The organism is Halosolutus amylolyticus, assembly GCF_023566055.1.
GTDB classification, from domain to species: Archaea; Halobacteriota; Halobacteria; order Halobacteriales; family Natrialbaceae; genus Halosolutus; species Halosolutus amylolyticus.
Window position 1 is genome coordinate 515,512 of sequence record NZ_JALIQP010000002.1, and the last position, 22,910, is coordinate 538,421.

The 22,910-nt window shown below is 64.6% G+C and carries 22 protein-coding genes and 1 tRNA gene; 17 read left to right on the forward strand and 6 right to left on the reverse strand.

Features of this window, described 5'->3' with window-relative positions; genetic code table 11:
• Window positions 1-119: 119 nt before the first annotated feature.
• The 3 genes from MUN73_RS08925 (at window position 120) to MUN73_RS08935 (ending at window position 3,465) form a co-directional block, all read left to right on the forward strand.
• On the forward strand, window positions 120-1,652 hold the full coding sequence (locus MUN73_RS08925; protein WP_250140114.1) for a S8 family peptidase: 1,533 nt from the start codon (window positions 120-122) through the stop codon (window positions 1,650-1,652).
• 169 nt (window positions 1,653-1,821) lie between these two features.
• Window positions 1,822-2,556 (forward strand): DUF7847 domain-containing protein, encoded by a 735-nt coding sequence (locus tag MUN73_RS08930; RefSeq protein WP_250140115.1) that lies wholly within the window; start codon window positions 1,822-1,824, stop codon window positions 2,554-2,556.
• Window positions 2,557-2,784: 228 nt separating this feature from the next.
• A complete protein-coding gene (locus MUN73_RS08935) occupies window positions 2,785-3,465 on the forward strand; it encodes a hypothetical protein (protein ID WP_250140116.1) in 681 nt (226 codons plus the stop codon).
• A 25-nt stretch (window positions 3,466-3,490) separates the two neighbouring features.
• Here the strand turns inward: MUN73_RS08935 and MUN73_RS08940 are convergent, their stop codons facing one another.
• Entirely contained in the window at window positions 3,491-4,399 is a 909-nt protein-coding gene (locus MUN73_RS08940; protein ID WP_250140117.1) for a serine/threonine-protein kinase RIO2, read from the reverse strand.
• 346 nt (window positions 4,400-4,745) lie between these two features.
• Between MUN73_RS08940 and MUN73_RS08945 the strand changes: the two genes are divergently transcribed.
• The 9 genes from MUN73_RS08945 (at window position 4,746) to MUN73_RS08985 (ending at window position 13,480) form a co-directional block, all read left to right on the forward strand.
• Window positions 4,746-6,116, forward strand: coding sequence for an FAD-dependent oxidoreductase (locus tag MUN73_RS08945; RefSeq protein WP_250140118.1), 1,371 nt, complete (start codon window positions 4,746-4,748; stop codon window positions 6,114-6,116).
• A gap of 100 nt (window positions 6,117-6,216) precedes the next feature.
• Entirely contained in the window at window positions 6,217-7,053 is an 837-nt protein-coding gene (locus MUN73_RS08950; RefSeq protein WP_250140119.1) for a lipoate--protein ligase family protein, read from the forward strand.
• A gap of 108 nt (window positions 7,054-7,161) precedes the next feature.
• Complete coding sequence (locus MUN73_RS08955) at window positions 7,162-8,031, forward strand: deoxyribonuclease IV (protein ID WP_250140120.1); 870 nt, start codon at window positions 7,162-7,164, stop codon at window positions 8,029-8,031.
• 176 nt (window positions 8,032-8,207) lie between these two features.
• Window positions 8,208-9,104 carry an aminoglycoside phosphotransferase family protein gene (locus MUN73_RS08960; RefSeq protein WP_250140121.1) on the forward strand — a complete coding sequence of 299 codons (897 nt, stop codon included), beginning with the start codon at window positions 8,208-8,210 and terminating at the stop codon, window positions 9,102-9,104.
• A gap of 74 nt (window positions 9,105-9,178) precedes the next feature.
• On the forward strand, window positions 9,179-9,982 hold the full coding sequence (locus MUN73_RS08965) for a class I SAM-dependent methyltransferase (RefSeq protein WP_250140122.1): 804 nt from the start codon (window positions 9,179-9,181) through the stop codon (window positions 9,980-9,982).
• 107 nt (window positions 9,983-10,089) lie between these two features.
• A complete protein-coding gene (locus MUN73_RS08970; RefSeq protein WP_250140123.1) occupies window positions 10,090-11,097 on the forward strand; it encodes an ABC transporter ATP-binding protein in 1,008 nt (335 codons plus the stop codon).
• Window positions 11,090-11,881, forward strand: a complete 792-nt coding sequence (locus tag MUN73_RS08975; RefSeq protein WP_250140124.1) for an ABC transporter permease — start codon at window positions 11,090-11,092, stop codon at window positions 11,879-11,881. The genes MUN73_RS08970 and MUN73_RS08975 overlap by 8 nt, the downstream gene beginning before the upstream one ends.
• Before the next feature lie 115 nt (window positions 11,882-11,996).
• Window positions 11,997-12,731, forward strand: coding sequence for a GNAT family N-acetyltransferase (locus MUN73_RS08980; protein ID WP_250140125.1), 735 nt, complete (start codon window positions 11,997-11,999; stop codon window positions 12,729-12,731).
• Between the two features lie 263 nt (window positions 12,732-12,994).
• Complete coding sequence (locus MUN73_RS08985; protein ID WP_250140126.1) at window positions 12,995-13,480, forward strand: hypothetical protein; 486 nt, start codon at window positions 12,995-12,997, stop codon at window positions 13,478-13,480.
• 138 nt (window positions 13,481-13,618) lie between these two features.
• Here MUN73_RS08985 and MUN73_RS08990 read toward each other — a convergent pair whose 3' ends face one another.
• Window positions 13,619-14,275 carry a DUF7095 family protein gene (locus tag MUN73_RS08990; RefSeq protein WP_250140127.1) on the reverse strand — a complete coding sequence of 219 codons (657 nt, stop codon included), beginning with the start codon at window positions 14,273-14,275 and terminating at the stop codon, window positions 13,619-13,621.
• Window positions 14,276-14,337: 62 nt separating this feature from the next.
• Window positions 14,338-14,811 carry a DUF4442 domain-containing protein gene (locus tag MUN73_RS08995; RefSeq protein ID WP_250140128.1) on the reverse strand — a complete coding sequence of 158 codons (474 nt, stop codon included), beginning with the start codon at window positions 14,809-14,811 and terminating at the stop codon, window positions 14,338-14,340.
• A 118-nt stretch (window positions 14,812-14,929) separates the two neighbouring features.
• Between MUN73_RS08995 and MUN73_RS09000 the strand changes: the two genes are divergently transcribed.
• Together MUN73_RS09000 and ncsA are read left to right on the forward strand one after the other, a co-directional pair.
• Window positions 14,930-15,658 (forward strand): alpha/beta fold hydrolase, encoded by a 729-nt coding sequence (locus tag MUN73_RS09000; RefSeq protein ID WP_250140129.1) that lies wholly within the window; start codon window positions 14,930-14,932, stop codon window positions 15,656-15,658.
• A gap of 235 nt (window positions 15,659-15,893) precedes the next feature.
• Window positions 15,894-16,862 (forward strand): tRNA 2-thiolation protein NcsA, encoded by a 969-nt coding sequence (gene ncsA / locus MUN73_RS09005; RefSeq protein ID WP_250140130.1) that lies wholly within the window; start codon window positions 15,894-15,896, stop codon window positions 16,860-16,862.
• Window positions 16,863-17,099: 237 nt separating this feature from the next.
• Here the strand turns inward: ncsA and ftsZ are convergent, their stop codons facing one another.
• From ftsZ to MUN73_RS09020, 3 genes are all read right to left on the reverse strand, one after another.
• Entirely contained in the window at window positions 17,100-18,281 is a 1,182-nt protein-coding gene (gene ftsZ / locus MUN73_RS09010; RefSeq protein WP_250140131.1) for a cell division protein FtsZ, read from the reverse strand.
• Window positions 18,282-18,283: 2 nt separating this feature from the next.
• A complete protein-coding gene (locus MUN73_RS09015; RefSeq protein ID WP_250140132.1) occupies window positions 18,284-18,463 on the reverse strand; it encodes a ribbon-helix-helix domain-containing protein in 180 nt (59 codons plus the stop codon).
• Between the two features lie 211 nt (window positions 18,464-18,674).
• Window positions 18,675-19,205, reverse strand: coding sequence for a double zinc ribbon domain-containing protein (locus MUN73_RS09020; protein ID WP_250140133.1), 531 nt, complete (start codon window positions 19,203-19,205; stop codon window positions 18,675-18,677).
• A 130-nt stretch (window positions 19,206-19,335) separates the two neighbouring features.
• Between MUN73_RS09020 and MUN73_RS09025 the strand changes: the two genes are divergently transcribed.
• The 3 genes from MUN73_RS09025 (at window position 19,336) to MUN73_RS09035 (ending at window position 22,909) form a co-directional block, all read left to right on the forward strand.
• Window positions 19,336-19,409 (forward strand) — tRNA-Tyr (locus MUN73_RS09025).
• Window positions 19,410-20,673: 1,264 nt separating this feature from the next.
• On the forward strand, window positions 20,674-21,399 hold the full coding sequence (locus MUN73_RS22695) for a helix-turn-helix domain-containing protein (protein ID WP_250140134.1): 726 nt from the start codon (window positions 20,674-20,676) through the stop codon (window positions 21,397-21,399).
• An 82-nt stretch (window positions 21,400-21,481) separates the two neighbouring features.
• On the forward strand, window positions 21,482-22,909 hold the full coding sequence (locus tag MUN73_RS09035; protein WP_250140135.1) for an APC family permease: 1,428 nt from the start codon (window positions 21,482-21,484) through the stop codon (window positions 22,907-22,909).
• Window position 22,910 lies beyond the last annotated feature (1 nt).

A 22,910-nucleotide genomic window follows, 5' to 3' on the forward strand; every position in this document is an offset into this window, starting at 1 on the left:
TTCACTGCCGCATCGGCCCGACGCGAGATGTTGACGGTTTTGTCACAACTTCCTTTCAGTCTGTCGTGGCAGACAGTTACACGCAGTGATTCGTCACCGACGGGTCACCACCAACGCCAATGACAGACGACGAGACGATCGATCGACGGACGCGGCGGACAGTTCTCGGCGGAATCGGCACCGGCATCGCGGGCAGCGTCGCCCTCTCCGGTACGGGAGCGGCGCTCGACCTCGGCGACGCCCTCGACGGACACCTCGCCGTCGGCGACACCCTCGTCGACGACGACCTCGACCTCGCGAGCGAGACGTTCCAGCAGGTCCTCGTCGTCTTCGAGTCGAACGCCGACGTCGCCCGACTCGAGGCGCTCGACGTCGAGGTCGCGATCGGATTCGACGTCCTCCCGATCGGGTACGCCGAACTCCCGGGGTCGCTGATCGAGACGGTCGCGGGCTGGGACGCGGTCCGGTACGTCTCGGCGAACTACGACCTCGAGTATCACAACGACGACGCCCGCGGCGACACGAACGCCGACGCGGTGCAGGCGGGCGAGGGCCTCGAGACGGGCTACACCGGCGAGAACGTCCACGTGGCGCTCGTCGACTCGGGGATCGACGGCCTGCACCCCGATCTCGAGTCGAACCTCGCGGGGAACTACCGGTACGTCGGCGTCCCCGAAGTCCAGGACGAACCGCTCTGGTGGGAAGACGTCGGTCCCGTCGACACGGACACGAGCGGGCACGGCACCCACTGCGCCGGGAGCGTCGGCGGCACCGGCGATCGAAGCGACGGCGAATACACCGGGATGGCCCCTGACGCCGACCTGACGATGTATTCGGCGGGCGCGGGCGGACTCCTGCTTGTGTTTCTCGTCTCGGCGTACGACGACCTGCTTCGCCGCCAGCGCGAGGGAGAGCACGATATCCAGGTAGTCTCGAACTCCTACGGCCCGGTCGACGACGATCGGCCGTTCGTTCCCGACGACCCGGCCAACGTCGCGACCTGGCACGCCCACGAGGCCGGGATTCTCCCGGTCTTTTCGGCGGGTAACAGCGGGCCCGATCACGGAACGTTGAACCAGTACGCCAAAGCACCGCACGTCCTCGGCGTCGCCGCGACCGACGCCGACGAAGCCGTCGCGGACTTCTCCTCGCGCGGTCGGCCCCAGGACGGGTCCTTCGACGCGGACAATTACGATCGCGAGACGGCTTACGAGAACCTCACGAGACGCTACGAGGGCGTTCCCGCAGACGAGATTGCCGGCCCGCTGGGGATCTATCGCAACGGCGTCGCGGCGAAAGGCGAAGACGTGATGAGCACGCTCAACCCGGCAGACCCGCTGAACGTCGCCGAACCCGACGGCGAACGCTACTACGGGCTCATGTCGGGGACCAGCATGTCCTGTCCGGTCACCGCCGGGTGTGCCGCGCTGGTGTACGACGCCGTCGTCGAAACCCGGGGCGAGACGCCCGCGCCGATGGACGTCCTCGTGACGATCGAGGCGACCGCTGACGAGACGCGCCGCGACAGCTACACGGCCGAGGCGGTCGGTGCGGGCTACGTCGACGCGCTGGCCGCAGTCGAGCGCGCCGAGGCCGACGATCTCGCCGGGTTCGACGAGGTCGATCTCGCACCGGGTAGCGCCGAGTCCTGACCGCTCGGAATCGCGCTCTCGTTTCATGATGCCCCTCTAACAGTATCGAATCAGACCGAATACTGATCGGCCAAACTATTCGGTGTAACAGCACGGATAACAGATACTCCGTTTCGACGATACCTATAACGACTACTACATATATCTACTCGAGACGCGTAGAACCCGTATGGCCTTCGACATCATCGACGCGATGGTCGAGGGGTTCGACCGCACGCGCCAGCGGAACGGACTCCTCCTCGTCGCGATCTTCGCCGTCCTCGCCGTCGGAAACGCCGCCGTCACCCGATCGACCCTCGGTCCGATGGGCGCAGGCGGGGAACCGGCGAGCGGCCTCCTGGCCGTCGTCGCCGGACTCCTCTCGATCGTCCTCGCCGTGGCGTCGCTCGTCGCGACGATCGTGGCCCTCAGGACGTTCGTCTCGGAGGAAACCGAGACGATTCCCCGCGAGTTCGTCAGCCAGAACATCGGTCTCGTCGCGCTCAACACGTTCGTCGGCGCGATCGCGTTCGCGCTCGTGGTCGCCATCGGGACCGTCTTCCTCATCTTGCCGGGGCTGTTCCTGCTCGTCAGTCTCTACTACTGGGCCGTCTTCGTCGCCGTCGAGGACCAGAACTTCGTGCGCGCGTTCCGGAGTAGCTGGACCCTCACCCGCGGGAATCGGCTCCGGCTGTTCGGTCTCGGCGTCGCCGTCCTCATCGTCGGACTGGCCGTCAACGCGGCCGTCGGCCTCCCGGCGCTCCTGTTCGGTGGCGTGGTCGGGCTCGTGCTCACCCAGGTCGCCGGGGCGGCCGTCACCGTCTACGCCCTCGCGACGACCGCTCGCGCGTACGAGCAACTCCGACATCTCGACCGGCCGATCGAGACCGACCGCCAGCCGGACGTGGCGGGTACACCCGCCTGAACCGACGCAACGCCGCGATCGGTCCGGAGCTGGAGCACCACATTCTGTATACCGATATGTGGTTTAGGAGTTGGGGAGCAGCGGCGACGGGGGCGTTCTACGGCGATCTCCTCGGATCGTGCTACAGACGGTTCGGTCGTCGCGCTGACCGCCGATCGGCCCCTTCACCACGGTCGCAGCGGCCCGAACGCTACGTTTTTACCACTGGTTTCTGACAGTACGTACCGAATGCCATTACCCGCCGGGAATCGCACCCGACGTCGAGTCGTCCGGACGATAGGCGGGACGCTCACCGGGACCGTACTGGCAGGCTGTCAGGGCCTGCGATCGAACGGTACTGCCTCGGACGAGTCGTCACCGAACGCCGACGACGAGTCACAGACGAAGGGTACCGACGCGGGTCCAGACGATACCGAACCTACGGATGACGGAAATTGTGATCCCTCGCAGTCAACCGTCACCGCCCCCGATGGGGACGCCGCCGTCTCGCTCACGCTGCGCGAATCGATCGGCTACGGCGTCCCGCCGGCCGAAGTGACCGTCCAGTTCTCGCGGGTCGAGTTCGACGGTGCCGACGTCCCGACGGTCGCCTACGAGGTGGACGAGCGCCTCGATCTGTGGGCAGCCGGAACGGACGGATCGGATCGCGAATTCGCGGTCGTCGACAGGGAACCGATTCCGGTCGGCACGTACCGGGGGATTCGCGTGTACGGAACGATCGTCGACGTGGAGCCGACGGACGAAACCGTCGAGACCGTTCGACTCGCCGAGGGCGATCACGTTGCGGATACGTTCGGAACGGTCTTCGAATCCGACGATCGGAAGGAGTTCACCGCGATCGTGCGCGCAACCGATACCGGCGAGGCGTTCGAACTCGATTTCAACCGCCGAACGACGTCCAGTTGGTAACTAGAGACGGCAGTGCGTCGCCGAATCAGACGAAGTCGGTAACGGTCTCGAACCCCTCGTCCGCGATCGTCGCCGCGAGGTCGCCGATCTCGACCTCCTCCGGCACGTGCTGGGGGTACTTGCGCCGGAAGTAGCCGACGACGTTCTCCAGGTCGCGACGGAGGAACTCGTCGGCGTTCCCGTGGTCCGTCGGGACGGCCTGGGGCCAGTCGAAGATCGTCACGCCGCCCTCGTCGACGAAGACGTTGTACTCGCTCATGTCCGCGTGGACGTACCCGTGCTCGTGCGCGCGTGCGATTTCCGACAGCAGCAGGTCGAGCACGCCCAGGATCTGCTCGTCCTCGAGTTTCGTCCGGGAGAGTTCCACCCCGTCCATCTTCTCCATCACGATCGCGTGCCGGTTCTGGTCGATCGGCTGGGGAACCGAGACGTCCGGGTACAGGTCCTCCAGAATGTCGTGTTCCCGTTCGGCGGCCTTGCGGGCCGTGTACATCCAGGAGACGTGGTCCTTGTCGGAGGCGTAGTCGCGTTCCTTGTGGACCTCGCGGAAGTTCGTGTACCCCTCGCGGTGGTACTTCAGCGCCAGCGGTTTGTACGATCGGACCTCGTAGACGTCGCTCTCCTTGCCGACGCCCAGCGGCGACCCGAACTCGCCGATCGTGTCGCGTTCGACGAGCGCCCGCAGTGCGAGCGCGTCGTACCCCTCGAACTGGAGGGTGTACCCCTCGTACTGGATCGTCTTCTTCTCGATCAACCCCCGCTTGAGACAGCGCTCGAGCCGGTAGTCGACCTCCTCTTCGGTCAGGCCGGTAAACGAGGGGAGTTTCTCGCGCTGGACCCACTCGGAGAAGCGCATTCCCTGTTCGACACCCGAGAGGAGATAGAAGTCTTCCGTCTCGAGTTCCGGAAGTAATCCGGCGACGTTTCGCACCATACGACGTGGTAGCCGGCGAGTACGTAAAAACGGCGTGACGGGCGATGGACCGGCGGTCCTCGTCGACCGACGCCACCAGTTTTACGCCCAGCACGGCCGGGTTTCACCTCGATCGACCCGTGGTAAATCTCATGACGATATATGAAATCGGCCTGTCGAGAGAAGCCGACGTTCCGGGTCAGTTCGAGCCCCGGTCCACGGCAGGACGTCGTCTCGGTGCCTCCCGATGCTCGCGATCGATACACGAATCGTCGATAGGCGTATCGGCGATCACCGGAACGCGGATCAAAAAAACCATGAACTATCCATCTGCGATATCGACGTACAGAGGACTACTTCAACGACAATGTCGGGCAAATACGACCTCGTTATCGTCGGTGGCGGTATCAGCGGCGCGTCGCTTCTGTACACGACCGCGACGTTCACCGACGTCGAATCCATCGCGTTGATCGAGAAAGAGTCGGAGATCGCTGCAATCAACTCACACTGCACGAACAACTCGCAGACGCTCCACTTCGGGGACATCGAGACCAACTACACGCTCGAGAAGGCCGAAGAGGTAAAGGAAGGGGCGGAACTCCTCGCGGGCTACCTGGAGAACTACGACGCCGACCGGGAGATGCACGACAGGCGGAGCAAGATGGTACTCGGCGTCGGCGACGAAGAGGTGGACAAACTCGAGCGTCGCTACGAGGACGAAGGGTTCGGGGCCCTCTTCCCGAAACTCCGGGCGATCGGCCGCGACGAAATCGCCGACCTCGAGCCGAAGGTCGTGGAAGGGCGCGACCCGGACACGGAGATGCTCGCGCTCCAGACGCCGGACGGCTACGTGGTCGACTACGGCGAGGTGACGAAATCGCTCGTCGATCGCGCCGAGGAGGAAGCCGGCGTGGACGTCTACACCGGGACGGAGGTCACGGACGTCACGCCGACGCTGGACGGCTACACGATCGAGACGAGCGACGGGCGCTTCGACTGTGACGTCTCCGTCGTCGCGGCCGGGTCCCACAGCCTCCAGATGGCGAAGGAACTCGGCTACGGGCAGGACAAGGTGTTGCTGCCGGTCGCCGGGAGCTTCTTCCTCGCCGACGACCTCCTGAACGGGAAGGTCTACACGCTCCAGATGAAGAAACTGCCCTTCGCCGCCGTCCACGGCGACGCGGACGTTCACGACGACAGTATCACGCGGTTCGGTCCGACCGCGAAACTCGTCCCGACGCTCGAACGGGGCCGCATCTCGACCGTCGGGGACTTCCTCGACGTGTTCGGACTCAACGGCGCGGCGTTTCTCAGCTACGCCAACATCCTCTCCGATCGGGTCCTCCTGCCGTACGTCCTCCGGAATCTCGTGTACGACCTCCCGGAGGTCGGCCCGCGACAGTTCCTCCCGCACGTCCAGAAGGTCGTCCCGAGCGTCGAACTCGAGGACATCGAACGCGCGAAGGGGTACGGCGGCGTCCGTCCACAGATCGTCGACACGAAGGCGAAGTCACTCGACATGGGCGAGGCGAAGATCGTCGGCGACGACATCATCTTCAACATCACCCCCTCGCCGGGCGCGTCGACCTGCCTCAAGAACGCCATGCAGGACACGCACACCCTGATGGACTTCTTCGACGGCGAGTACGAGTTCGACGAGCAGGCGTTCCGCGCGGACACCATTGACAACTTCCCCCGGCCGGACACCCCCGGCGATCCGATCCCCGCGGACGACTGACGGGGTCGTCGACCGTCGGCTCTCGTTTCGAACGATCGAGCAACGGCCGCGACCGATCGCGGTCGGAATCGCTTTCCCCCTCGCGAGCGTGGGCCGGCGTATGACGGCACTCGCCGATCGGGAGTGGCGGCTGATCCGGGACGACCCCCGCGAGGGAGCCCTGCAGATGGCCATCGAAGAGGTCGCCGCGCGGACGGCACTCGAGGACGGGATCCGTACCGTCCGGGTCTACGACTGGGACCCGAGCACCCTCTCACTGGGCTACCGCCAGGACGCCGATACGGTCGACTGGGACTACTGCGATCGCGAGGGGATCGACGTCACCCGCCGACAGACCGGCGGCGGCGGGATCTACCACGACCACCGTGCCGACATCTCCTACTCGATCGTCGCCCCCGCCGACGAGGTCCCGGGGGACCTGATGGACTGCTACGCGCTGTTTTGCGAGCCGATCATCGAGGCGTTCGAGCGGATGGGCGTCGACGCCGACTTCGCGGCGGCCGAACAGGACGCGATCTACCACCCCTCGTGCTACCTGCGGGACATCCATCCCGCACACGACGTCGTCGCGCCGGCGGAGGAGGGTGCGAACGCCCGGAAGATCAGCGGCAACGCCCAGTACCGCCAGCGCGACGTCGTGATCCAGCACGGCTCGATCAGTTACGACCTCGAACCGGCCCACCACGTCGGCGTCTTCGACACGACTGTCGACGAATCGACCTTTACGAACCGGGTGACGAGCATCCGCGAACAGGCCGGGATCGATCGCGAGGAGGCGGTCGAAACCCTCGCCGACGCGCTGTCCGACTGGTGCGACGCGACGGAATCGAAGTGGCGCGAGGACGAACTCGCGGCCGCCCGCGACCTGGCCGATCGGAAGTTCGGGGCCGACGCGTGGATCCGCGATCGGGAGGTGCTCGAAGCGAGCGAGCGGTGACCGCGAGGGTCGATCACGGCGTCGCGGACCGGCCGGCGATCGATCGCCCGGGCGTGGCGCTCTCCCCGCTCCGTTATACCTATCACGAACCGGTACTGACGAGTGTCCATGAAGGTCGGCGCACACGTTTCGATTTCGGGCTCGCGCGTCTCTTCCGACGACGAAACACCTCCCTACGACGACGTTCGCAACGCTGTCCACCGCCAGCGTGCGTTCGGCGGCAACTGCGGGCAGATCTTCACGACCTCGCCGCAGGTCTGGCAACAGCCCGAGATCAGCGACGAGGCCGCCGAGGGCTTCCGGGCGGAGTCCGACGAGAAACTCGAGGGGCCGTGGGTGATCCACTCGTCGTACCTGGTCAACCTCTGTACCCCCAAGGAAGACCTCCGCCGGAAATCCAGAGAGAGCATGCAGGCGGAACTCGACGCCGCCGAGAAGCTGGGTATTCCCTACGTAAACGTCCATCTCGGGGCTCACACGGGCGCAGGCGTCGAAGGCGGACTGGACAACGCGGCGGGCGTCATCGACGACCTCGACGTCCCCGACGGCGTGCGGATCCTCATCGAGTCCGACGCTGGGAGCGGCACCAAACTCGGCGGCGAGTTCGACCACCTCGCCGGCATCATCGATCGGACCGAGACCGACATCGGCATCTGCATCGACACCGCCCACACGCTCGTCGCGGGCAACGACCTCACGACGCCCGAGGCGGTCGACGAGACCGTCGGCCGGTTCGACGACGAGGTCGGCCTGGAGTACCTCGAGTACATCCACCTCAACGACTCGAAACACGACGTGGGCACGCACAAGGACGAACACGCCCACATCGGCGAGGGCTATATCGGCGAGGACGGCATGCGGGCGATCGTCAACCACCCCGACCTGCGGGACCTGCCCTTTGCGCTCGAGACGCCGACGGAGGACGGCCGCGGCTTCGCCTGGAACATCGAGAGGGTCGAGGAACTCCGCGAGGAGTAGGGCGCGAAACGGGCGATCGTTTCACCGAAAGAACTATTTTTCGGGTCGGAGAAGTCCGACCGTCCTTTCTGGCCGTAGCTGCGGGACCGCTCCGCGTGACGGCCGGCCCCGTCCGTAAACGGGATTCGACCATGCAATCGGAACCCAACTGGAACAGACCAGAAGCGATCGTATCGATGCGTGACGATCTCGAGATCGTCCGCGAACTCCACGACGTGCCGCCGTATCGCGTCTACGAGGCCCGAATCGACGGTCATCGAGCCGTGCTGAAAGTCGATACCCACTCGCGAGGTCACGCGGCCGTCGAAGGTCGAGTGCAGGCGTTCGTCGCGAGACACACGACGGTACCCGTCCCCGAGATTCTCGACGTCGGAGACCACCACTACGTCTCGAGGTGGGATGACACCGTCCGGACGCCGGAGTCGATCGACGAACGCTGGGCCCGAGCGGCCGGTCGAACGCTCGCGACACTGCACGAGGACACCGACGGCGAATTCGACGGGTTCGGCCAGTTTCGAGTCGGTGACGACGGACTCGAAGCGGCGGGTCGCGACGACTGGGTCGACGCCGTTCGAGACCGACTCGCGTACCACCGTCCGTTCCTTGAGCGCGTCGGCCACGCGGATCTCGTCGACACCGTGGACGAGTTCCTCGCCGAGTACCCGGCAGTCTTCGATGGCGCCGGAGATTCCGTCTGCTGTCACGGGAACGTCCATCCGGAGCACGTGGCGACAACCACCGGCGAAGCAACGGCCGTCATCGATTTCGAACACGCACTCGTCGCGCCCGGAGAATACGACTACTGGCGAGTTGTCACACCGCTGTTCGAGGGCGATCCCGACGTCGGCGACGCCGTACCCGACGCGTTTCGGGAGGGATACGAGTCCGTCCGGCCGCTTCCGAACGGCTTCGAACGACGACGAGACGCCTACCAACTCCTGAATCTCGTGTCGTACGTCGAGTCGCTCTTCCTGCAGCAGAACGTCGAGCCGTCGAGACTGCCGAGGCGGGCAGAACGCCTTCGCGAACTCGCGTCCGATACGCTCGAGCGATTGCGCAGAGGTGCCTCGTAACCGGTCGAGGGGATTCCGGGACGAAAAGCTCGACGAACCGACCCGCTTTTACCCGAGACGGGCGAACTGCGTCCGTGCGCGAGTTCTCCGAAGACTACCTTCGCCGAACCCGCTCCGGGATGTGGGACGATTCCCGGGAGGCGCTCGAGCCGCTGGCGCTCGGGAGCCGCGATCGGATCCTCGACGTCGGCTGCGGAACCGGCGAGTTGAGCCGCGTGCTCGCCGCCGAGTGTCCCGGCGAGGTGATCGGCTGCGACGCCGATCGGGACCTCCTCGCGATCGCTCGCGACCACGTTCCGGTGGTCGCCGGCGACGCGCTCGAGTTGCCGTTTCCGGACGACGCGTTCGACCTCGTGGTCTGTCAGGCGCTGTTGATCAACCTGCCCGATCCCGCCGCCGCGGTGGCTGAGTTCGCGCGCGTCTCGACGGACCTCGTGGCCGCGATCGAGCCCGACAACGGCGCGGTCGCCGTCGACTCGAGCGTCGACGCGGAGGAGTCGCTCGAACGGCGGGCGCGGCGGGCCTACCTCGACGGGGTCGACACCGACGTCACCCTCGGTGCCGACGCGAAAACGGCGTTTACGGACGCCGGACTCGACGTCTGTGAGACGCGCCGGTACGATCACGATCGGACGATCGAACCGCCGTACGACGAGCACGCCCTGACCGTCGCTCGCCGCAAGGCGTCGGGGGCCGGGCTGGCCGACGACCGGGAGACCATGCTCGACGGCGAACTGACCGGACCGGAGTACGACGACCTCCGGAGCGCCTGGCGCGAGATGGGACGGGACGTGATCGACCAGATGACCGATCGCGACTACCGGCGCACGGAGACGGTTCCGTTCTACGTGACCGTCGGCCGGGTCCCCGACGCGTAGCCCGGGTCGACGTGCCGGTAAACTGGACCGCCGATGACGACACAGTCCGGGTTCCGAACCTATTCGCCGGTCGACAATATCTTGAATCCCCCGTTCGTAGGCACCGTATGACTGCGATCGAACTCGAGGGGTTGACGAAGGATTACGGCGAGGTGCTCGCCAACGACGACGTGTCGTTCACCGTCGAACGGGGCGAGGTGTTCGGCTACCTCGGGCCGAACGGGGCCGGAAAGACGACGACGATCCGAACCCTGCTGGGATTTCTCTCGCCGACCGCGGGCACGGCGCGACTGCTCGGCCACGAGATTACCGCGGAACGGGAACTCATCCAGGCGAAGCGACGGATCGGCTACCTGCCGGACGATCCGTCGTTCGACGAGGGCGCGACCGGCCGGGAGGTGCTCGACCTCCACGCGAGCATCAAGGGCGACGAGCGAAGCGACGAGTTGCTCGACCTGTTCGATCCGCCGCTCGATCGGCCGATCCGCGAGTACTCGCAGGGAAACGTCCAGAAACTCGGGATCGTGACGGCGTTCATGCACGGACCCGACCTCGTGATCCTCGACGAACCGACGAACGGGCTCGACCCGCTGTTGAAACAGCGGTTCGCGAGTTTCGTCCGGGACGAACGCGCACGCGGCGTGACGATCTTCTTCTCCTCGCACATCCTCGGCGAGGTCCGGCGGCTCTGCGATCGGGTCGGGATCATCCGCGACGGACGGATCGTCACCATCGAACCCGTCGAGGCGTTGCTCGATCGGAGCGGGAAGGTCGTCCGACTCAAGGCGGCGGAGCCGATTCCGGTCGACGCGCTGGATCTGCCGGGAGTCCACGACCTCGAAGTCGGCCAGCACGACGCGCCTGCACGCGAGTCGCCGGAGGTGGCGGGGACCCGTCACGGTGGGACGACGGAGACGACGGGTGGACCGGACGAGTCCGCGGCGAGTACGAGTGCGACGCCGGACACCATCGACGAGTGTACGTTCACGTTCACCGGCAACGTTAACGACCTCCTGTCGGAACTGTCCGCATACCGGTTGCAGGATTGCTCGATCGAGGAAGCGCCGCTCGAGGACGTCTTCATGCGGTTCTACGGGGGTGAGGGTGATGTTTGAGGTCGCCCGGTACGACGGACGACACCGACTCACCGGGAGTGCCGTCCTCGGGGCCGGGATGGCCCTGCTCGCGGCGCTCGTGATCTGGGTCTACCCCTCCTTCGGGGAGGCGTTCGAGGACGCCGACGCGCTCCTCGAGGCCTATCCCGACCAGATCATTCAGCTGTTCGACATCCAGACGATGACCACCCTCGAGGGGTTCCTCGCGTTCGAACTCTACATGTTCGGCTGGATCATCCTCCTGGGGCTGTACGTCGCCTACGCCACGGCGGGCGTGATCGCCGACGACGTCGATCGCGGGCGGATGGACGTCCTGCTCGCGATGCCGATCTCGCGGGCCCAGGTAGTCCGGGAGAAGTTCGCTGCGATGGTCGTCCCGATCGTCGTCGTCAACCTGCCCACGCCGATCGTCGTCTTCGTGGGCTCGCGGCTGATCGACCACCCGATCGCCGCGAGCGACGTGCTCGCCGCCCACCTGCTCTCGATCCCGTATCTCCTCGCCTGCGCGGGGATCGGCCTGCTCGCGTCCGTCGTCTTCGATCGGGCCAGCATCGCCCAGCGGGTCGCGCTGGGGGTGACGTTCGGCCTCTACCTGTTCGAGTCGCTGCTCGCCGAAACCGACTCCGAGGCGCTGGGCGCGATCGCGCCGATGCGGTACTACGACCCGAACGCGATCTTGCTCGACGGCGAGTACGATCTGGTCGGCGTCGTCGTCCTGCTCGCGATGACGATCGGTCTGGTACTCGTCAGCCAGTTCTGGTTCGCCCGGAGCGACCTGAACTGAGCGCCCCGCACCGTCCGGCGCGCCCTCGCCGGATCGAACCTGTCCGGGCGCACCACAATGATGTTTGATAACACCTGACAATCACTAAATACGCCGACGGAGAACTAGTCTCGAGATGCAAGCCATCGAACAGCCTCGATTCGAGACCAGAGACCACAGAGAGATCTACGAGTACGTCGAGCGAAACGGCGCCGTCGCACCCGAGGAACTCGAGACCGCACTCTCGATCGAACCGAACCGACTGCGAGAGGCGATCGACCGGCTCAAAGACGACGAGTACCTCGAAGCGGAGGGGAGCCTGCTGCGGATCGCGATCGACACCGGTGCCGAGGCGACGCACACGGTCGACGATCTCACGTTCACGATTCGACCGGCGAAACAGAGCGATCTCAAGGGGATCGTGGCCGTGATGCGAGAGGTGGCCGAGGAGAACGACTACCTCGTCGCGGAGACCGTCGTCGACCTGCTGGACCACGAGGAGGTCGTCTTCCGGCACAGCGACATCGAGTCCCGGATCTTCTTCGTGGCCACCGTCGACGACGAGGTGGTCGGCTGGGCCCACCTCGACTCCCCGAACTACGAGAAGCTGTCCCACACCGCCGAACTCACGATGGGCGTGCTCGAAGCGTACCGGGGCCACGGGATCGGTAGCCAGCTCATGGAACGGGGACTCAAGTGGGCAGCCGAAAACGGGTTCGAGAAAGTCTACCAGAGCATTCCAGCGACGAACCAGGACGCGGTCCACTTCCTCGAGGACCACCGCTGGGAGACCGAAGCGATCCGGCAAGCCCACTACAAGATCGACGACCAGTACGTCGCCGAGCAGATGATGGGCATCATGCTCAACTAGCAGCCACTGAGCGTCGATACACACCCGATCGCACGGCGGGAGCGCGGTTCGAAGCGAGCGAAAGGAGGCAGAATCGCGGACAGTGCGATCGGTGATGTGAAAATCGTTTCAGTTGTTACTATAGCAGTAGATAGTAGCACGGTTTCTCCCGTGTGAAGCTCGCGTTACGTGCAGAGCGCGTAAATGCCGAATCGTTAAACTGAGGCTCATGACACACAGCCTAACATCAAAAGATACATACATTATATACGGGTATAGAGACTATGGTTTCCCCGCTTGATACCCGCGATCTACTCCGAGAGAGTACGCCTGTCGCAATCATCTTGCTGTTCTGGGTTGTTCTCTCGTCGGTAGCTATACACTCCATCGCCAACGGTTTGCTCCGCGCTGGCGTCATAATGGCACTTTTCTATACTGTCGTTCGCGGTGTCACACTGGCACGGAGACACCAGCCAACTTCCCAGCCTGATGATCTTGAAGGGATTCTGCGGGAGAACGTGAGAGTGGCGCTTCCAGCAGGCGTATGGTTCCTCGTCGCTCATCTCGTCTATTTCATCGAGACGTTATGGAATAGTTTTGTCAACCCTGGGTCGGTTACCTTCCCTGCGGAGGGGCTCGCATTTATCTTCATCGGGGCTGGCGTTGCCGTTGTCCTACTCTACGCTATTTCAGTTGGTCTGCCTCGCGTACGCGGTAACACCCTCAACAAGGGAAACGATATGACTGGTGCTGCTCCTGCCGACGACTGACAGATATTACCATAATAAGCGTGAGTGTAGTCTGATGGGTGACCTGTTGTATATGCATCTGCACGTAACGAATCGACCAACCTAGGTTCGCGTCCAAAATTAAATAAAGAAACCGAATCACCAACTATTGATAGCCGCTCAGACGACGTCTCCGCGCACCGTCACCCCGTCCTGTCGCTCGCGCCAGGCGTGCAGTTCCCGTGCGGCCTCGGTCGCTTCCTCGTCGTCCATCCCGAGCATCTCCAGGGCCGCCGAGAGCGTCGGCAGGGCCAGTTCGCTCTCGCGGAGTTTGCGGAACGCCTCTTCGCTCCGGGTGCCGTCGGCCCACAGGCAGACGCCCCGGGGATCGAGCAACTGGGTGTAATCCTCGCGCAGTTTCGCCCCCCGGAGGCGCTGGGTGACGTTGTCCTCGAAGGACGCGTTGCAGACCTCGAGGTGGATCGGTTCGTCCTCGCCGAGCAGGTGGGCGGCGAGACACTTCTCGGGGGCGGCGTGACCGTTCGCGTTCGCCCGGAGGTACTCCGGGTGGTCGGCGGCCCAGTCGGCACGAACCGACTTGCCGACGCCCTCGACGCGAAACTGCTCGCCAGCGTCGCCGGCCGCGGGATCGCTATCGTCGCGCATCAGTACGTCCTTCGTCACGTAGACGTCGAGCCGATCGATCGGATCGAGTCCGAGCGCGACGTCGCCGAACGCCCAGACCTCGCGGACCGGGACGGGCATCCGCTCCGCCTCGACGGTGTCGACGAGCGTCTCGAGTCGATCGACCGCGTCGCTGCGGTCAAATCCGGTCATCGTCGCCAGTTGAACGTCGAAGCGCAAAACGGTTTCAGTCCCGACGCGGCGTCCCGGCCGTATTACGCTTTCTTCGACTGGTCCGTCGAGACGTAGACCGTCTTCCGGACGGTCGCGTGGACCTCGCCCGTCGCATCGACCAGGTCGACGGTGTAGTGGCGATCGATCGAATCCGTGCTCGGCCGATCGAGTTCGGCCCGTATCGCCTCGAGTTCCGCGTCGGAGAGCGTAAACCTCGCGTAGAGCGTCTCCCGGCCGGGTTTTTTGAATCGGATCTCGGCCTCTTTGTCCCAGACGACGTACTCGTCGCCGAGGGTCTTGAGAAGCATGATCATGTAGAACGGGTCGATCGCGGCGTACATGCTCCCGCCGAAGGTCGTCCCGACGTAGTTGCGCGTGCGCCACGAGAGCGGCAGTTCGATCCGGATCTCCCGCCAGTCAGGATCGATGTGCGTGACTCGCGCGCCGGTCCCCCGGTAGGCGGGAAACAGGTTGAACGCGATCCGGTAGAGGCGGGCCCGCAGGGCGTCGAACATACGCGATACTGCGGTCCGGTACCGAAAGTCGTTGCCAAACGGGACACGAGTTCGTTGAGATTGCCCGGACTCGTGTCAAGAGAGCAGATTTTTGTCGGACGGCGTCGAACGCAAGCATATGAGACACCGCGTCTTCAACGAGGACGGCGAGGAGGAACTCGTCTTCGTCATGGGCTGGGGCAACCGCTGGACCCACGAGAACGTCAGCTGGCTCGTCGGCGAATTGACCGACGCCGACTACCGCGTCCACGCGTTCGAACTCCCCACGAACATCGATGACTTCAAAGCCGACTGGCTCGAGCCGATCGCGGAGTACGTCCTCGATCTCGACGGCTACCAGTTGCTGGGCCACAGCGCCGGCGCGCTCGTTGCGCAGGCCCTCGACGGCGCGGACAACCACGTCTACCTGAGCCCGTGGTGGGGGTACAGCGAGGCGTACCCGGAAACGGTCCTCGACGCCGTCTCGGCGATCCCGACGACGTTCCCGTGTCTGCCGATCGGCGAGATGGATGCGGACGCCCTCGGCGAACTGGCGACCGACCACCAGGTCGCCACGACACCACGCTGGGTTTCGCCCGCGTTCGTCCGGGAGACTCGCCGCGCGCAGCGGGACCTGCTGACGATCGACCACGACGCGGTCGTCTTCTGTTCCCTTCGCGACCCCGTCGTCAGCCTGCGCCCGATCGGGGAGCGCGTGCCCGCCAGACACGTCGTCCTGTACGACGGCGGCCACGAACTGTTCTCCTCGCGCAGTCGCGAGACCCACGTCGAGACGCTCCTCGCGGCGCTCGCAGAGGGTGCCGCCGCGGTCGAGGAGCGAGATGAGGAAGACGAAATCCCGGCCTGAGACGGTCTGCTGTACCGATGTACCGGTGCAACCGCGACCGTTCTGGGTTGCACCGGAACTGACTGACAGCAGTCCGTATGAGCCGATCGACGCCGATCTGTCGTACGACGTCTTACTACCGGGCTCTCCCGGTCCGCTGAAAAGGGGTTTTGGTTGACACGGCGTCGCAGGAGCGGGTTCACCGGGAGACGAAAAGACGAAACGGACATACGCGTTCACCGGTAAGGTGGCGGCGATGGACTGTAACCGGTGTGGCGAGGAGGCGGTGATGCACGCCGCCTACTCCGGAGCGCACCTCTGTGCGGATCACTTCCGCGAATCGGTCGAGAAACGGGTGCGCCGACGGGTGCGTCGGGACGATCTCGTCCCCCACGACGCAACGCCCGAGGACCCGCAGACGTGGGTGATCGGCCTCTCGGGCGGGAAAGACAGCGTCGTCCTCACGCAGATTCTCCACGAGACCTTCGCCGAGGACCCGCGCATCGAACTCGTCGGCCTGACGATCCACGAGGGTATCGAGGGCTACCGCGACAGGTCGGTCGATGCCTGCGTCGAACTCGCGAACGACCTGGGAATCCGCCACGAACTCGTCTCCTACGAGGACGAGTTCGGGATCCGGATGGACGACGTCGTCGAGGACGACCCCGAGAACATGGCCGCCTGCGCCTACTGCGGCGTCTTCCGGCGGGACGTGCTCTCCCGGTACGCCGAGGACCTCGACGCCGACCTCCTGCTGACGGGCCACAATCTCGACGACGAGGCCCAGACGGCGCTGATGAACTTCCTCGAGGGCGACGTCGCCCAGATCGCCAAGCACTTCGACGCCAGCCTCGGGCCGCTCTCCGAACGCGGCGACCAGGAGGCGTTCGTCCCCCGCGCCAAGCCGCTGCGGGACGTTCCCGAGAAGGAAGTCGCTCTCTACGCCCACATCGAGGACCTCCCGGCCCACATCACCGAGTGCCCGCACTCGAGCGAGGCCTACCGCGGCGAGATCCAGCAGTTGCTGTACGACCTGGAGGAGAACCACCCCGGCACGCGCCACTCGATCATCGCCGGCTACGAGGAACTCGCCGGCATCGCGGCCGACGAGTACGGCGGCGACGAGGACGGCGATCGGGCCGACCTGCAGGCGTGCGTCGAATGTGGCTCGACCACCACGCGGGAGGTCTGCCGGAAGTGTTCGCTCCTCGAGTCGCTGGCCTGATACGGTTTACTGTGCGTCAGTTCCGGCGCAACCGCCGCCCGGATCGCGGTTGCGCCGGTACATCGGTACAGCAATCCGTATGAGACGCGGACTCGAGTGCTCTGTCTCGATCGGCCCGTGAGGATGGAACGAACGCACCCGACCGATACCCGGTGTAAACGCTCCTTATCGGCCGTCTCGGGTAGATTGCAGCGACGAAAACGCCTGCACCCAGCGTCGAAAAGAGTGTCCGGTCGACTACCGGATGACGTCGACGCCGTTCTGCTTCTCGAGTTCGCGCTTGCCCCCGTCGCTCTGGGCTCCGAACTCGCGTTTCTCGACGTTCTTGCTCGCGTCGAAGTCGGCCTCCGTCACACCTTCGATGCTCTGGCGGGACTTGTCGGCCTGTTTCTGCGTCGTCGGTCCGAGGACCTGCGCGCTCTGGACGCCGGTCATGATCGCCATGACGCGGACCTTGCCCTTGTAGTTCTCCTGGATCCGGGCGCCCCAGATGACGTTCGCCGAGGCTTCGAGGCGTTCGGTGATGTTGTCCGCGATCCCTTCGGCCTCCTTGAGAGTGAGGTCCGGCCCGCCGGTGATGTGGACGAGACCACCCGAGGCGCCGCGGTAGTCGACGTCGAGCAGCGGGTGGTTCATCGCGTCCTTGACCACCTCGTCGGTCTTGTTCTTGTCCTGTGTTTCTCCGACCAGCATCACGGCGACTCCGCCCTGGTTCATGATCGTCGACATGTCCGCGTAGTCGAGATTGATCAGCGAGGGCTGGGTGATCGTCTCCGAGATCCCCTTGACGGTCTCGGCGATGATCTGGTCCATCACCGAGAACGCCTTGCCGATCGGGAGGTTCGGGACGTAATCGAGCAGCCGGTTGTTGTCGAGCACGATGATCGAGTCGGCCTGGTCGCGAAGTTTCTCGAGGCCCTCCTCGGCTTTCACCGTCCGCGCGCGCTCGACGTTGAACGGCGTCGAGACCATCCCGACGACGATCGCGCCCTGTTCCTTGGCGATCTTCGAGACGACGGGGGCGGCACCCGTGCCGGTGCCACCGCCCATGCCCGCGGTCACGAACACGAGGTCCGCCTCGCCGAGAACTTCCTTGATCGTGCCCTGGGCCATCTCGGTCGCGCGCTCACCCATCGAGGGGTCGCCGCCCGCCCCGAGCCCGTTGGTGAGGGACTTGCCGACGAGGATCTTCGTGTCGGCCTCGATCATCTTGAGGTGCTGTTTGTCGGTGTTGATCGCGATCGTGTCGGCCCCATCGACGCCGATGTTGTACAGGCGGTTGATCGTGTTGTTGCCCGCGCCACCGCAGCCGACGATAACGATCCGTGGATCGCCGAACTCGTCGCCGTCCATGTCGGCGTCCATCTCGCGGGCCTCTTCCTCGGCGTTCTCGAGGGCGTCCTGAACGATATCCTGCATCGTTACACCTTCGCCCAGGTACGTTTACCGGACTGCTCGCTGTGTCCGTCGTACTGTTCGTTGATCATCTCTCGGACCGCCGACCGGATCGCCTCGCTCCGGTTCGGGAACTCGCCCGAGTCGACCAGTTGCTCTACCTCCTCGATCTGCTGTTTCGGGATTCGCAGTGTCACACGCTCCATGTTTGTATTCCCCATAGCGGGTAAGACGGATCCCGCGCCCCTGTCAGACGCGGCGTGTCTTACGTCGGAACCGCCCGACATCGGGCGTTTTCCGGCCCCAGCCGACCGCTGTAAGACAACCGTCTTACGCGACTAAGGTGGAGACTGTCCGAGATAATAAAACTTTCGTCCGACATCACTTTCTGTGTCTTACGACAGTCGTGTTGTCCGACTAGTTCGAGTCGAGCACGTCCGCGGCGGGCGTCCGACGACCACAGCTGGGACAGAACGCCCAGTCCGTTCGGAGTTCGTCGCCACACTCACAGAACGATCGCCGGGACGCTTTCTCCCCGCAGTTGGGGCAGTAGACGTGGTCTGCGTCGACGTCTTCGCCGCACTGACTGCACTGGTGGTCGCGATCGGCGGGCTCCGCGGGGACGCCGGTCGACTGTGAGACAGTTGTATTACGATCCACGGCATCCCCGTCGAGCGTAATGGCGACGTTCACGTCCTGGGGTTCTCGTGGTGGGCGATCGCGGAGTCGTTCCGACAGGAGCGTGTCAACGCGATCGCGAATCAGGTCGTCGATTGGATCCGTCCCGTCTCGTCGAACCTTCTGGTCCGCGCCCTGGTCCCCGTCGCGCGGCTCCGCGCCCGTGAGATACGCACGCAGTGCCTCCCGCATCGCCTCGCTTTTCGAGGCGTCGAGTGCCTCTAGTTGCTCGACGAGTTCGTCGTCGGCACGGAACGTGATCTTGCTCATCGGCTGACTACCTCTCGTGTTAATACTTCACCTATATTAATCATTCTTCCGTTTACGGTTTGTTACACAGACTCACGCGTCGATGAATGATAACCCTTATATTTGCACCGGCGACTACGTTTGAGTGCGACCGCCCTTAGCTCAGACTGGTAGAGCAGTCGACTGTAGATCGACTTGTCCCCCGTTCAAATCGGGGAGGGCGGATTTTCGGAGAAACTCCGACCGACACGATTTGAGCTTGTGAGTCGCAGCCCCGGAACGGCGCTTCGCGCCGCATGCCCGGAACGTCACACAGCGTTCAAATCGGGGAGGGGACTTTTCGCGATTCCAACCGACGAGCGGAGCGAGTCGCTGGGATCACGAAAAGGAAGTCCCGGCACGATTCAGAGAGAGCCATTCTATAGTTGGGTGTCCGTTCGGGACCGAAGTGTGACATCTGCATCACCCGGCGGGACATCACGGAGGCGAACGCGTGACCGGCGGTTCGTGCCGACAGGTCGGCTGTACGACGTCGAGACTCGGACGGCGATAGTAGCGCAAGCGACGGGCGAGCAGGCTCGGCGCGCCGTGAACCCCTCGGGGTCAAGCCCCGAGGCACTCGCCTGCTCCGCCTGTGGAGATTGGGACGAGTCGGCGGCGAGCGCAACGCTCACTGTGCAGACGGTGCTGGGAACCCTAACGGCCGGAAGTCTTCGCTGCCACAGCGGCATCCCTGCTTTGTGCCGATGGGACGGATGGTCCCATCCTTCCCCATCTCGGAAGCGAAGATGGACTGGCAGTTTTCACACCTCGCAGCGAGTTTCTTCTGTCCGCTTGAGGTTGACATCGCAACTGTTCCAGGGCGGCGTATCGTAATCACAGTGGCTCCAAATTCTGTTGGATCAGAAGCCAGATAGTCGAACACTGATACTCCGGTAGACACCCTTTCTGGCCACGAGGACGGAGAGTTGCGATGACCCGGCCCGTCGAATCCGGCGAGAGCGAGCGTTGCGGTGATCGCGGCGACGCGGAAGGCGAGCGACGGTCGAGCACGCCGACTGGTCGCCAGAACATCGATGTCCACGTCCTTGTCACTCGACTGGCCCCGGTTCGGAGAACTGATAGCTCCCGTCGAGGACTCTTCGCGTGGTTGGTAAAACCGGACGCCGTAGATCCGAGTGGCGTTTCGCCGTCGTTCCGCTCGACGGACCGATAGATGATTTGTAGAGGTGACCACTTCGTGCCGGAAGAAGCACCAGAGCAGACGCTGGAAGAACTCCGCGCATTTCTCTGGTAGCCACTGATGATCAGTGCTACCCGATCGCACGAAGACCGTACGATCGGTGTGCAAACAGTTTCAGTGACTACGATATCCGCGCGACCTCGAGTCGAACGCGATTTCAGTCGAATAGCCGTCACGACCGGGTTCGTCTCACGATCGTCGGACGGATGCTTATTTATCGCCGCCCGGCGTCCGGTAACACATACCGTGACTCGCTTCCCGAGCATCGACGAACAGGTCGAGGGATCGCGTCTCCAACTCGACATCTGGCACCCGGACTGCTGGACACTGGAGGTCACCGCGGACACGCCGGGCGGGTTGCTCGGACACGGCGTGTACGCAATCGACGGCAAGGCGACCGGCCGGTTCACCGCCTACGGCCGATCGGTCGAGGACCTGGAGGTACTCGTCGACGCCGTCGAGGCATCGCCGTTGATCGACGACGTCTGGGAGGCCGACCAGCACTACGCAACCGACGTCGGTACGCCCGATCCCGAGAACGTCACCACTGGACTCGTCGTGCAGTACGAACTCACCAACAGCATCAACGACGCGCTCGTCTCGCGGGGGTTCATCCCCGACGAACCCGTCCGAATGACCGACGGCCGCGAGTACTGGACGGTCGTCACCCACGAGGACCGGGAGACGATCGCCGATCGGCTCGACGAGATCCGCGAGGAGAAGTCGGCCAGCGTCAGGATCGAATCGATGCGATCGCTCCACAGCGGGCTGACGAACGGCGTGTTCCGGACCGACTGTCTCTCGGAGCGACAGCGCGAGGTGTTCGAACTCGCCCGCACCAGGCAGTACTACAGCTGGCCGCGCGAGGTGTCGGCGGCCGATCTCGCAGCGGAACTCGACATTTCGGAGGCGACCCTGCTCGAACACCTTCGGAAGGCCGAAGCGAAACTCCTCGACCCCGAGACGCGGTGACCGTCGAGGGCGCTCTCCAGCCCCGGACCCTGTGTACCTAGGGTGGGTGTTCACCGCCGATCGACTCGTGGCATCAACTGCCATGGTAACAGATGCCACCGAATCGGATCGGAGCCTCGCTCGCGACATCGGCCCGCTCGGCGCGATCGCCACCGTCGTCGCGGGGACGCTCGGGGCCGGATTGTTCGTCACGCTCGGGACGGCCAGTTCGACGACCGGACCGAGCGTCATCCTGATCATCGCGCTGTCGGGAGTGATCGCGATGGCGATCGCGATCAACTACAGCTGGCTCGCGACGATCTTCCCCGCGGCCGGGTCGACGTACTCGTACGTCACTAGGGTGTTCCGTAACCGCCTCGCGGGGTTCGTCGCGACGTGGTCGCTGTGGTTAGGGTATATGGCGGCCGTGTCCGTACTCGCACTCGGATTCGGCAGCTACCTGCAAGTGTTCTACCCCGCCGTCGACCCGCGCCTGGCCGGGATCGGCCTGATAACCGTCCTGTTCCTCGTGAACATGCTCGGAGCCCGCCGGTACAGTATCTCGCAGAACGCGATCTTCCTCCTGCTGATGGTCTCGATACTGGTCCTGGTCGTCCCCGGGACGTTCACCGTCGAGGCCGGCAACTACACGCCGTTCTTCACGGGCGGATTCGACGGCGCGCTCGCCGCCGCCGTCCCGCTGTTCTACGCCTACATCGGGATCGCGGTCGCGGGCGAGATCGGAGCCGAGGTCAAGAACCCCTCGCGGAACCTGCCGCTCGCGATGGCCGGCGGGACGCTCATCCTGATCGTGCTGTACATGTGGACCGCCGCGGTCATCTACGGCGTCGTCGGGGACTACACCGTCCTCGCCAATTCGGACCGGCCGCTCTCGACCGCCGCCGAGACGTTCCTCTCGCTGAACGCGACCGCGATCGTCGGGTTCGGCGGGCTGCTGGCGACCGCCTCCAGCGTCCACGCCGTGATGGCCGCGGGGATCAAACTCCCCTACTGCTGGGCCTGGGACGAGGTCTTCTCGACCCGGTTCTCGGAAGTCAACGAGCGCTGGCGAACCCCTCACTGGTCGCTGTTGACGCTGTTTGCGGTCTCGGTCGGACTGACCTTCTGGACCGCCGGACTGGACCAGGTTATCGCGATCGCGACGTTCAGCTACCTGATCGCCTACGGGGCGACGTCGTTCACCGCGATGTACGCCTACCTCGAGCGGCCGGCCCTGCGCGAGGAAGCCGCCTTCGATCCCGGCCGGTGGATCTTCGTTCCGGGCCTGCTCGGACTCGGCGGCTGCGTCCTCCTGCTGTCACAGGCCTACCAGGGATCGATGACGATCTACGTCCCGTGGCTCGCGATCGGCCTCGCCGTCTTCGCCGTCTACTGGTACCTGGGCAAGCAGTCCGACACGGACGTCGACGCGATCCTCGACACGCTTCCCGGCGTCCCGACGGAGGAGTACAGCCCCGCGATCGTCGACGAACCGACGGTGTCCGACGACGGGACGCCCGCGGACGACTGAC